Genomic DNA, 12,220 nt, shown 5'->3' on the forward strand with positions numbered 1-12,220 from the left:
TTGCCGGCGAAACGGCCTTCGTCGTATGCGGATCCGGCGGTCGTCCGTGCGCGTGTTGTCGTATGCTGGAACGAGCAACGTTCTGATTTTTGAAGGAGCTTCACGGATGGGTTTTCACGAGTTTTCCTCGCCATATGATTGGTCGCGCATCGCTTCCTACAAGCGCACGGCGAAAGCCGCGTTCGGCGGCATGATCGACCTGTCCGTGGGATCTCCGGTCGATCCGGTGCCGGATTCGGTGCGCAAGGCGCTCGCCATCGCGTCGAACGATCCGAACGCCTATGGGTATCCGGCCACCGCCGGTACCGCGGATCTGCGTGAGGCCATCGTCGAATGGTTCTCGGCCATGCGCGGGGTCGATGTGCGCGGAATCGGCGCCGACGTGGTGCCGACGGTCGGCTCCAAGGAAGGCGTCGCGTTGATGGCGTCGTTGTTGCATTTCGGCGAGGGCGATGTCGTGGTGCAGCCGAAGGTGTCGTACCCGACGTATGAGATCGGTACGCAGCTGGCCGGCGCGCGCGTGCTGAAAGTCGAGGATGTGTCCGATGTGGATTCCTGGAAGAACGTTCCGGGCGTCAAGGCGGTATGGGTGAATTCCCCGTGCAATCCAACCGGTGAGGTGTACTCCGCGGTGCGGATGAAAGGCATCGTCGATGCCGCGCGCGAGATCGGCGCGGTGGTGCTTTCCGATGAATGCTATGCGCTGATGCAGTGGCGGGGGAATGCCTCCGACGTATTGGAATCCGCACCATGCGCATTGCGTGGCGACGTGTGCGGCGGCACCGCGGACGGCGTGCTGGTGCTGTATTCGCTGAGCAAGCAAAGCAACATGGCTGGATACCGCACCGCGTTCATCGCGGGCGACGCGTCCCTGGTCGGTCCGATGACGGCGTACCGCAAGCAGATCGGGCAGATCATCCCCGGACCGGTGCAGGCGGCCATGGCGGCAGGTCTGCGTGATGTGGAGTCGGCGAAGACGCAGCACGCACGGTATCGTGAGCGCCTGGGCGTGCTGGTCGGCGCGTTGCGCGCCTATGGGTATTGCGTCAACATGCCGGCGGGCGCGCTGTACGTGTGGGTGAAGGCGAAGTCGGGCGATTGCTGGACCGACATGGCGCAGCTTGCCGAAATCGGTATCATCGCCAGTCCCGGCGAATTTTATGGCGCTCCGGAGTACCTGCGTTTCTCCGCGACGGCCAGCGACGCGGCGATCGCCGCTGCCGCCGAACGTCTCGCGCGCTGAGCGGGCATATTGGTGGGATGCTTGGCTGTCGTCGGGCATATATGCCGATTTGTCCGACACCGACGTGGGTATATTGGCGGTTGGCGTCAATACGGCCATATCGGACGTCTTCGGCATGGAAGATGAACGGTTGCCGCTATGTCTAGTTGCGCAATGGCATGTTTTCGTGCATATCGCACGCTTCGCGGCATATGGAAAAGCTCCGAAACCATTGGAATTCAACGGTTTCGGAGCTTTTCCATCGAGCGGAGTCAGAGGGATTCGAACCCTCGAGCCGCTAACGCGGCTAACACCTTAGCAGGGTGCCCCTATCGGCCACTCAGGCATGACTCCACTGCTGCATCGTATTACGACGCAACAGCATGTAACTATAGCATCTCTTTGCCGACAAAACACCATATTGCGTAAAAATCGTCGGGATAATCCGAAATCAGCCGCCGAAAGGCCATATGCGCGCTGAATTCTCGGTGGATTTGCGGCCGTTCGGAACGACCGTCTGAATGGTGCGGCGCAGCACTGGGCCGGAAAGCGTGCCCGAAATATGCGAATTCGAACATTTGTTCCAAAATATACCGATCGCGGATTATCATGAAGGCATGAGCACAGCACCAAGAATCGCGGCGGCCAAACGTGACTGGGGTCACGACGAGACCGGGTGCACCGTGCTGCACATCGACATGGACGCCTTCTACGCGTCCTTGGAGGTCGCAAGGCATCCGGAATACGCGGGCAGGCCGGTGATCATCGGTACCGGCAATCGCTCCGTGGTGTCCGCGGCCAGCTATGAGGCTCGCAAATACGGCATCAATTCGGCGATGGCGAGCGCGCGTGCGCGCCAGCTTTGCCCCAACGGCGTTTTCCTTCCGGTGGACATGCGCTATTACCGCATGATGTCGCAGCGAATCTTCACCGAGGTGTTCAGCCATGTCACCGACCGCATCGAGCAGGTGTCGGTCGACGAATGCTACATGGACGTTTCGGGCGCCCTGCGCGCGTGGAAAAGTCCCCGGGCCATAGGCGCATGGATCCGCGGCCAGGTGGCCGAACGGTACCACATCACCTGTTCCGTCGGCATCGCGGCCAACAAGCTGGTGGCGAAGATGGCGTCCACCAACGCCAAACCGGACGGCATGCTGATGATTCCCCGCGCCCGACATGCCGAATTCGTGCAGATGATGCCTTTGCGCGGCATTCCCGGGATAGGGCCGGCATTGGAGAAACGGCTGAACGCATGGGGCGTCACATCGGTTGCCGACCTCGCCGCGATGAGCGTCGAATCGTTGACCCAGGCGACCGGTTCGTCCGCCGCGGCGCATGGGCTGTATCTGGCGGCCAGGGGATTGGATGAGCGGCAGGTCTCGCCGCGCGCCCCGGAAAAGTCCATCGGCGCGGAACGCACTTTCGACCGAGACACGCAAAGCATGCGCGAGGTGTGCTCCATGCTCCATTGGTGTTGCGACGACGTCGCCGCCACGTTGCGCAAACGCTCGCTGATGGGCCGGAAGGTCATGGTGAAACTCAGATTCCCCGATCTGAGCTATGCCACCAAAGGACGGACGATGGAACGCCCCGTCGATGCGGCGAGCGCCCTGTATCCGCAATGCGTCGGATTGCTGCTGGCCATGATGGGCATGCCGCCGGGCTCCGCGGACGCCGTGTCGCTGACCCGGCCGGTGCGTCTGGCCGGAATGAGCGTCAGCGGCTTGGTGGAGGCGTCGGAAGCGGTCGTCCAACCGTCCTTGGACGACATGCTTGAGGAGCGTGAAGTGGAGGAACGCCTTCCCTCCGTGGGCGCGGATGCGATGCGCCACACCAGATCCGCCCGGTTGCGCGGAGCGGAGGCGGCGCTCGACGCGGTGCGCCGGAAATATGGTGACGCCATCGCCGGTTTCGGCGTGTCCGAACATGGTCGATGAGCGACGCCCATGAGGGGAAGGGCGTGCGCTCGCAGACGAAGGACGGCATGGCTGTGCGAATCGTGGCACAATGATTTCCGTACCCGTCGATAACGGCAAGGCGCGTGGATGCGCGCCGGCACACAGCATGAAGGTGAGAGCGCCATGGGTGAGATTTTCACGACACAATCCGAACGTACCGATCTGCCACTGGTCGTCATGCCGGTGGTCATCGAATCCATGATCGAACCGTTCAAACGGAACTTCGCGCTGTTGGAAAACGTCGCGCGGGTGCGCATGTACGAGGACTTCACGCTCGATGAAGACACCATCGTCGAACGTTGCGAGGATGCGGACGCCGTCATGGTCGTCGGCTTCCACTGCACCGATTCGATTCTCGACAGGCTGCGGGCCAAGTGCTACGCGTTCGGCGGCACCGGCGTGGCGAGCTACATCAACCTCGACAAGGCCAAGGCGCGTGGCATCCGCGTATGCAACGTGGTGCATTACGGCGATCATGCGGTCGCCGAGCACACCATGGCGTTGCTGATGGAGCTCGCCAGGCATGTCGGCGACCTCGACCGCGAGGTGAAGGGCGGTGGTTGGGACGGCAACGACGGCTACGAGCTGTACGGCAAAAAGCTGGGCGTCATCGGCCTTGGCGGCATCGGCCGGACCGTGGCGAGAATCGCCGGAGCGTTCGGCATGAAGGTGTCCGCATGGAACTCCCACGTTCCGGCGCAGGTGTTCTCCGACCTGAACGTCACGCCGGTCGACGATATGAACGAACTCATCGCCGGCTCCGACGTGGTGTCCATCCACATGCCGCTGCTTGATTCCACCCGTGGCATCGTCACCGCCGAGAACCTCGCCGCGCTGCGCCCTGGAACGCTGTTCATCAACACCGCGCGCGCCGAGATCATCGAACCGGGTGCGCTGCTCGCGCGTTTGCGCCACGGCGACATTCCCGCGGCCTTGGACGTGTTCGACCATGAGCCGCTCGCCGCGGACGATCCGCTGTGCTCGATTCCCGGCATCGTGCTCACGCCGCACACCGCATGGCGTACCGATGGCGCGTACGTCGGCATCACCAGGCAGGTGGTGCGGTCCATCGCCGCATACTGCAAAGGCGAGGATTTCAACGTCGTCGTATGACTCGGTGGATCGCCGGGCGTTCCGGCACGGTCGGCAGCGGCTTGGGATTGCTTCGCGGCCGGGTTTCCGTGGCGGCGCGGCACGGACGATTCGGCGTGCGCGATGACGGGGCTTCCGTCGCCGTGATTGGGTAGGTTGAACAGCATGCAGACCATACTTGATTCCGCCGATCGGCCGGCGCATGACGCGTTTGTTGAGAAGAAATCGGAATTCATCGGTGACGCGTGCCATGTCGATTCCCTGGATGAGGCGCTCGCGTTCGTCCAGACGATCCGTGACCGGCATCCCAAGGCCCGCCACGTCGCGTACGCGGCGGTGTGCGGCGGTTCGGACGGGCGGCTGGCGGAACGCATGAGCGATGACGGCGAACCGTCCGGCACCGCGGGCAAGCCCATTCTCGATGTGCTGCGCGCCAATGAGATGACCGACTGCGTGGTCGCGGTCACCCGATACTTCGGCGGAATACTGCTGGGATCCGGAGGTCTGATACGCGCGTACTCCACAGGCGCGTCGATCGCCGTCAAGGCCGCGAGCAAGGCGAGAATCGTGCCGTGCGCCGAATATCGGGTCACGCTTGACTATCCGCAGCTGGGCAGCTTCCAGAATCTTCTGGCGGGAGTCGACGGTGAGCAGGCGGACGCCCAATACACCGACCGCATCGAGCTGACGGTGGTCGTGCCGCAGGAACGGCAGGCGACATTCGAATCCCGCATCATCGAGGCATTCAACGCGACGGTGAAACCGGCGTTGACCGGCACCTCCAATCGTCCGGTGAAACTGTGAACGGCGATCGCGTCCGAACCATGACCCTGCGCAAGGTAAGGTGGAACCATGACTGAAGCCGAAAACGTCCGCAACAAGGAAAACGCCGAGGAAGAATCCCCGGAAAGCTTCTCGGAGCACACCCCGGAAGCCACGGGATCGCCAGAAAACGCCGGAGCCGAACAGACGGATGCGCGAACTGGCGGGCAATCCGACGAGCCGGTCGCCGAGCAGAACGGCGAACAGGCCGGAGTTGGCCAATCCACTGCGGATTTCGAACCGTTGACGGCCACGTACGAGCGGTTGCGGCATTCCACCGATGCGGCGGAACTCAGCGAGTTCGCACGCCGTCCGCTGCCCGACCGCTCCGACCAGGCGGCGTTCTCCCGAGCCACCGCACTGTTGGAGGCCGTGGCAGGCAATCCGCACACCCCGTTGGAGGACCGCGTCTTCCTGGCGCAGACCATGCCGTTCCCGAATATCCTGGTCAAACTGTCGACCGACGAATCGGACGAGGTGCGCAAGGCCGTGGCCGGCAACGCCGATGACAAGAACTGGCTGGTGGGACGCCTGACCAAAGACAAGGCGCCGGCGGTGCGCGACACCGCGTTGCGCAACAAGCGCACATCATGGAAAATGCGTCTCGAAGGGGCGCAGGACCCGGCAATGGACGCGCAGACCCTTGATTTTCTTGGCAGACTCGGCACCGAACTCGAACCGGACGCGCCGGCGGTATTGGCATCCATGGTCCGCAGGGCCGTGGCGCTCAATCCGAACACGTCCGAGACGATGCTGGGCAAACTCGCCGACGATCCGTCCGGAGAGGTGGCGCGGGCCGTATTGAAGCGTCGCGACCGCGAGTAGCCCGCCCGCGGATGTCGGCGGTCCAAGGCGCGCGCCATGCATGGCGGCTGCATTGCGGCCGGAATGTCCGAATCGGATGATTGGATGCATCGGCGATACGGCCGTGTGCCGGTGAAGGGGCAGGAGTATCCGCGCGTGGTGCGTCATATGGCGGCTTACACTGTTTGATATGACAGAACAGACCGAAAACGCAGCGCGTCTTGCCCGTCCGCTCATCCGTCTGGCAAAACTGGTGGGTATCGCCACCAGCTATGTCGGCATGAGCCACGACTACCACGAAATCGAAGACGATGTTCTGGTGGCGGTGCTCAAGGCGCTTGGCGTCGACGCTTCCAACGATGAGGCGATCGCGCAATCCATCACATCCATCCAACATGACCGCGATACCCGCATCGTGGCCCCGACCGTACTGCACATCGTCGGCAGGGAAAGCACGGTGGAGATCCACGGCGGCGCCCTCGACGTGCCGGAGGCGTCCATCACCTTGGAGAACGGTGATGTGTACTCCGGACGGATCGAACTCAGACCGAACGACGGCATGGCCCATGACGTCGATGGCGATTTCGTGTTCACCACCCTGTTGGTGCTTCCCGCCGATCTGCCGGAGGGCTATCACACGCTGGACGTCACCGTCGGCGAGCGCTCCCAGCAGGCCACCATCATCAGCGCGCCGGAGCGCATCGAATTGCCCGAAGGCATGCGTGACGGCTCCCTGTGGGGTTGGATGGGCCAGTTGTATTCGATTCGCTCCCATGGCTCCTGGGGCGTCGGCGATTTCGAGGATCTGAAAACGCTGCTGACGGAGGGCAAGAAGAAGACCGGCGCCGATTTCATGCTGATCAATCCGGTGCATGCGGCCGAACCGGTGTCGCCGTTGACGCCGTCGCCGTATCTACCGATTTCCCGCCGCTTCGTCAACTTCACGTACATCCGTCCCGAGGCCCTGCCGGAATACATGCTGCTGTCGATGGACGACCGCGCCCGGGTCGACGCGTTGCATGACCAGGTCGCCTCGCTGAACGGCGATCCGCGCCGCATCGACCGTGACGCGATGTGGAACGCGAAGATCCAGGCGTTGTGGATCATCTTCAAATCCGGTCGCACTGCGGACCGTCAGGCGCGGTTCGACAAGTACCTTGATGCGTGCGGCGGGGAGATCGAGTCGTACGCCACATGGTGCCTGTGCTACGACAAGTGGGGCGCGCCGGAGAACGATCCTGATAATTGGGAACGCAAATACAACCGTGATTCCCCGGAAATCCAGCAGTTGCGCGCGCAATATCCGGATACGCTCGAATTCTATCGTTGGCTGGAATGGGTCGCCGACGAGCAGCTGCATGCCGCGCAGCGCGCGGCCCGGTCCGCCGGCATGAAGATCGGCATCATCGCGGACATGGCCGTCGGCGTGCATCCCACGGGATCGGACGTATGGTGGAACCCCGAGCGTTTCGCCCAGGGCGCCACGGTCGGCGCACCGCCGGACATGTTCAACCAGCAGGGGCAGAACTGGAGTCAGCCGCCGTTGAACCCCATCGAGTTGGAGCGTACCGGCTACAAGACGTACCGCGACATGGTCCATGGCATGTTCGCCAATGCGGGGGCCGTGCGCATCGACCACATCCTCGGATTGTTCCGCCTGTGGTGGATTCCGGAAGGCCGGAAGGCCGTGGATGGCGCCTACGTGCATTACGATTCCGAAATCATGCTCGGCATCCTCGCGGTGGAGGCTTCCCGCGCCGGCGGCGTCGTGGTGGGCGAGGACCTCGGCGTGGTGCCGCCGTACGTTGCCGAATCGTTGGCCCGGCACGGCATCCTCGGTTGCGCGGTGGAATGGTTCGAACAGATGGACGGCGTGTTCCGTGCGCCGAAGGATTGGCGTCCGTATGCGCTGGCCTCCGTCAACACGCACGACATGCCGCCGGCGGCCGGCTACCTCGAATACGGTCATGTGAAGCTGCGTGAGCAATTGGGCCTGCTGTCGGGTCCGGTGGAGGAATTCCGTGATTCCGCAGTTGCCGAGCACAACGCGATGCTGAACATGCTGGTCGGTCAGGGGTATCTCGACAAGTCCGCGTTGGATGACGAATCCGCCCATGAGGACGAGATCGTCGACGCGCTGTATCGGGGGCTCAAGGGCTCGCCGTGCAAGCTGATGGCCGCGTCGCTCGTCGACGCCGTCGGCGAGCGACGCACGCAGAACCAGCCCGGCACCAACAACGAATATCCGAATTGGCGCGTTCCGCTGGCGGACGGCGAGGAACATGCCGTGCCGTTGGAGGCGCTGTACGACAATCCGCGTCTGCAAAGACTCGTCTCCATCATGCGCGGCTGATCGCGTTCACGTCCGGCCGGTCGGACATCGTGTTTTCCGATCGCGCCGGCACGGCCGATTGCCGTGATTCGGACGGTCTGCACCCGGCCGCGCGCAGACCGTCGTCCGTCCGGATTGGTGTTGCGCAATGTCAAGGCGGGCGATACACTAGTAGATTGTTGTGTTTCCCTACGGGGTCCTTCAAAGCGCTTTTCCCACTCGCCATCGAGGACTTTCAGGGAGCCCACGGATAATGAGACCCGAAAACGGCGTCATATTGCGTCTAACCAGCGTTTTGGCATCGTCGGAAGGTCCGGAACACAATATATAGAAAAGGTACATCGTGAAAACTTTCACTCCGAAGCCAGCTGATCTGACTCACGACTGGTACGTCATCGACGCCACCGACGTGGTGCTCGGCCGTCTCGCTTCCCAGGCAGCCATCCTGCTGCGTGGCAAGAACAAGCCGACCTTCGCGCCGCACGCCGATTCCGGCAACCACGTGATCATCCTCAACGCCGACAAGATCGTTCTGACCGGCAACAAGTTGGGCAAGGAACTGTACACGCACTCTGGTCGTCCTGGTGGTCTGCGTCGCGATAGCTACGCCGAGCTGCTGGAGAAGAACCCGGAGCGCATCATCAAGTCCGCCATCAAGGGCATGCTGCCGAAGAACCGTCTGGCCAAGGTCCAGCTCGACCGTCTCCACGTCCTGCGTGGCGCGGAGCACCCGTACGCTGGTCAGAAGCCCCAGGTCTTCGAGATCGCTCAGATCTCGCAGCAGGCCAAGTGAACCGAAGGGAGATAAGAATCATGGCTGAAAACACCAACAACTCCGCGGTTCTCGAGACCGAAGAGGAGCTCACCTCGTACACCACCGAGACCAACGCTGGCGCTGGCACCGGCACTTCCGCCATCGCTCCGGGCTACGGCACCGGTCGTCGTAAGGAAGCCGTCGCCCGTGTTCGCCTGGTTCCGGGCACCGGCAAGTGGACCATCAACGGCCGCACCCTGGAAGAGTACTTCCCGGCCAAGCTGCTGCAGCGTGAGGTCAACTCCCCGATCGTTCTGCTCAAGCTCGAAGGCAAGTTCGACGCCATCGTCCTCGTTGACGGCGGCGGCACCACCGGCCAGGCTGGCGCAATCCGCCTGGGCGTTGCCCGCGCTCTGAACGCCATCGATCGTGATGCGAACCGTCCGGCCCTGAAGAAGGCTGGCTTCCTGACCCGCGACGCCCGCGTCGTGGAACGCAAGAAGGCCGGTCTGCACAAGGCTCGTCGCGCTCCGCAGTTCTCGAAGCGCTAAAGCTTACTGCTTTACGGCATATCAAAGCCTCTCGGAATTCGATTCCGAGAGGCTTTTTGCATTGTGCCACCATATGGTGCGTGCCGTGCGTATGGCGCGTTGTCGAAGGGCATCGTCGCCAACAACAGGTTGCCAACAACAGGCTTGGAGAATGGCTTTCCATGGGAGCGCCATTCTCCAAGCCTGTTGGCTATCTGTTGCCTTCCTTGGCGGTCTGTCTCATGACGCTGATGCTCAACGCGGGAAGCGTCCAGAGCGTCGGGTCGTTCGTGGACAATCCGTCATCCGCCGATTCCAAGCTGTTCTCGTTCTCGTCCGTCTGCCAGTACATCACGTTGATGCGGTGCAGATGGTCGCGGAACCGTCCCGCGGGTTTGCTCGCCGACTCCTCATCGAATTCCGACACCCGTTCGATCGACGTGCCGAGGCCGGGGTATTCGCCGGCTATCTCCGCGGAGGACCAGACGAGTTCCCATTCGATGTTCCGGGGGAGGTGGAATCTGGTGATCTCATCGGATCCGTTGATCAGAATCAGCAGGCTCGGTTCATTGGCGGAGAGCAGCTGCATGGCGAATGCGCGGACCGATGGGTTCGTCCAGTCGGCATCGTGGGGTTTCTCGCCGTTCGGCATGTACCAATGCACGCGGTCGGATTTTTTGAACAGTCCGATTTTGCTCAACCGGTTGAAGAAATCCTCATGATTGTAGAGATTGCGAGCCTTGCGCAGCGCGATGAGCCGTGAGATGAGGTTGAATTGGCGCAGTTCCGGCGTCTGCTCGGTGCTGTACAGCCAATCCCAGTCCAGCCAGCTGGTCTCGTTGTCCTGCGCGTAGGCGTTGTTGTTGCCGTTCTGCGAATTGCCGAATTCGTCGCCGGCGAGCAGCATCGGCGTGCCGAGCGACAGCAACAGCATCCCCAGCATGTTCATGACGGCGCGTTCGCGCTGTTGGATGATGATGGTGTCGGTGCTGGGGCCTTCATGGCCGAAATTGACCGAATGATTGTCGTTCGACCCGTCGTGGTTGTTCTCGCCGTTGGCTTCGTTGTGCTTGCGCTGGTATCTGGTGAGATCGGCGGCGGTGAAGCCGTCATGGCATGCGATGAAGTTCACGGATGCCGTCGAGCCGCGTCCCGGATCCGTGGCGAACAGATCCGCGGAACCGCATAGCCGCGTGGCCAGCGTCTGCATGGTCATCTCCCCGGATTCCCCGCCGCGGGTGCGCTCCACGTCGGTGAGCCAGAATTTGCGCGCGCCGTCGCGGAAACGGTCGTTCCATTCGGCGAAGGGTATGCCGAATTGTCCGGTCTGCCATCCGTCGGGGCCGCAGTCCCAAGGCTCCATGATGAGCTTGAGGTTGCCCAGCAGCAGGTCGGAACGCAACGCGTACAGGAACGGATGGTGCCGTGTGAAGTCGCCGTCGAGGCGCGCCAGCGTGGTCGCGAGGTCGAAGCGGAATCCGTCGATGCCGATGCGCTTGGCCCAATAGCGCAGTGAATCCACGGCGAAGGTGGTGACATGCGTGTTGGTGAAGTCGAGCGTGTTGCCGCAGCCGGTCGTATCGTACAGTCTGCTGTGCTCGTCGCCGGTGCGTCGGTAGTAGGCCAGATTGTCCAATCCGCGCCAGCAGATCGTCGGCCCTTCCGGACCTGATTCGCAGGTGTGGTTGTAGACCACGTCCATGATGACTTCGAAACCCGCCTCATGCAGCGCGCGCACCATGTCGATGACTTCCTGCCGCACCGCGCCCGCGCCGGCCTGCTGCGCGCGTTTGGTGGCGTACGAGGGTTCCGGCGCGAAGAAGCCGAGGGTTGAGTATCCCCAGTAGTTGGTGCGTCCGCGCTCCTGCAGAAACAGTTCCGTCTGTTTCGCCTGTATCGGCAGCAGTTCGATGGAGGTGACGCCCAGATCCTGCAGATAGGACAGCGTCGATGGGTGCGCGAGGCCGGCATAGGTGCCGCGCAGCTCCTTGGGCAGCCATGGCGCGTTGGCCGTGAATCCTTTGACGTGCAGTTCATAGATGATGGTTTTGCTCCATGGCACATGCGGATGGGAGGGTTCGCCGGCGTGCTTGTCGGTCGCGCGGTCGTCGATCGCCACGGAAACGGGCATGTGGCCCAGGGAATCGATGGTGCTCATGGCGCCGAACGGCGAGCCGACGACTTTGCCGCCTTTGATCTCGCATTGGTATGCGAAGGCTCCCGGATCAAGGGTCATATGGCCTTCGATGCCTTTGCCGTAGGGGTCGAGCAGCAGCTTGTACGGGTTGAAGCTCACGCCCCGGTCAGGATCCCATGGTCCGCTGACCCGGTATCCGTATTGCATGCCATCCCATGCCTTGGGCAGGTGGACGTACCACAGGCCGTAATTCGGTCCGTCCATGCGGAACAGCGTTTCGCGCAGATTGAGCGACGGAATGCGTCTGGCGCAGATGCGATGCGTCTTCGCCTGGTCGATGAACGTCGTGTCCGGTTCGTTGAACAGACGCGCCGCCTCGGAATAGAAGAAGCTGGGGCGGTCGAGCGGTTCCAACACGCAGAGCCATACCTGATCGGCCGTTTCGGACCGGACGACGGCGTCCGCGCCTCCATCATCGGTGAAGTAGAAACCTGGACGCGTCGCATAACGATGCAAGGGTGGATTCTTCATAAGGCCATTGTAGGTGCCGTTGTGTGTCAAACCTTTGA

At 62.4% G+C, this 12,220-nt stretch carries 9 protein-coding genes and 1 tRNA gene; 8 read left to right on the top strand and 2 right to left on the bottom strand.

What is annotated here, in order from left to right:
* Positions 1-106: 106 nt before the first annotated feature.
* On the top strand, positions 107-1,243 hold the full coding sequence (dapC, locus tag B3C64_RS02335; protein WP_291533448.1) for a succinyldiaminopimelate transaminase: 1,137 nt from the start codon (positions 107-109) through the stop codon (positions 1,241-1,243).
* A 246-nt stretch (positions 1,244-1,489) separates the two neighbouring features.
* Here the strand turns inward: dapC and B3C64_RS02340 are convergent.
* Positions 1,490-1,576, bottom strand: a tRNA-Ser gene (locus B3C64_RS02340).
* A gap of 263 nt (positions 1,577-1,839) precedes the next feature.
* Here B3C64_RS02340 and dinB point away from each other — a divergent pair.
* The 7 genes from dinB (at position 1,840) to rpsI (ending at position 9,535) form a co-directional block, all read left to right on the top strand.
* On the top strand, positions 1,840-3,159 hold the full coding sequence (dinB, locus tag B3C64_RS02345) for a DNA polymerase IV (RefSeq protein ID WP_291533450.1): 1,320 nt from the start codon (positions 1,840-1,842) through the stop codon (positions 3,157-3,159).
* A 144-nt stretch (positions 3,160-3,303) separates the two neighbouring features.
* A complete protein-coding gene (locus B3C64_RS02350; RefSeq protein ID WP_291533451.1) occupies positions 3,304-4,293 on the top strand; it encodes a D-2-hydroxyacid dehydrogenase family protein in 990 nt (329 codons plus the stop codon).
* Between the two features lie 144 nt (positions 4,294-4,437).
* Positions 4,438-5,076 (top strand): IMPACT family protein, encoded by a 639-nt coding sequence (locus B3C64_RS02355; RefSeq protein WP_291533452.1) that lies wholly within the window; start codon positions 4,438-4,440, stop codon positions 5,074-5,076.
* A 48-nt stretch (positions 5,077-5,124) separates the two neighbouring features.
* Positions 5,125-5,919 carry an AbrB family transcriptional regulator gene (locus B3C64_RS02360; RefSeq protein ID WP_291533454.1) on the top strand — a complete coding sequence of 265 codons (795 nt, stop codon included), beginning with the start codon at positions 5,125-5,127 and terminating at the stop codon, positions 5,917-5,919.
* Between the two features lie 169 nt (positions 5,920-6,088).
* Positions 6,089-8,251 carry a 4-alpha-glucanotransferase gene (malQ, locus tag B3C64_RS02365; RefSeq protein ID WP_291533455.1) on the top strand — a complete coding sequence of 721 codons (2,163 nt, stop codon included), beginning with the start codon at positions 6,089-6,091 and terminating at the stop codon, positions 8,249-8,251.
* A gap of 322 nt (positions 8,252-8,573) precedes the next feature.
* A complete protein-coding gene (rplM, locus tag B3C64_RS02370) occupies positions 8,574-9,023 on the top strand; it encodes a 50S ribosomal protein L13 (RefSeq protein WP_291533456.1) in 450 nt (149 codons plus the stop codon).
* Positions 9,024-9,043: 20 nt separating this feature from the next.
* On the top strand, positions 9,044-9,535 hold the full coding sequence (rpsI, locus tag B3C64_RS02375; protein WP_291533458.1) for a 30S ribosomal protein S9: 492 nt from the start codon (positions 9,044-9,046) through the stop codon (positions 9,533-9,535).
* A gap of 190 nt (positions 9,536-9,725) precedes the next feature.
* Here rpsI and glgX read toward each other — a convergent pair whose 3' ends face one another.
* Positions 9,726-12,182, bottom strand: a complete 2,457-nt coding sequence (gene glgX / locus B3C64_RS02380; RefSeq protein WP_291533460.1) for a glycogen debranching protein GlgX — start codon at positions 12,180-12,182, stop codon at positions 9,726-9,728.
* Positions 12,183-12,220 lie beyond the last annotated feature (38 nt).

Source organism: Bifidobacterium sp. UBA6881 (assembly GCA_002451435.1).
In the GTDB taxonomy this organism is placed as follows: Bacteria; Actinomycetota; Actinomycetes; order Actinomycetales; family Bifidobacteriaceae; genus Bifidobacterium.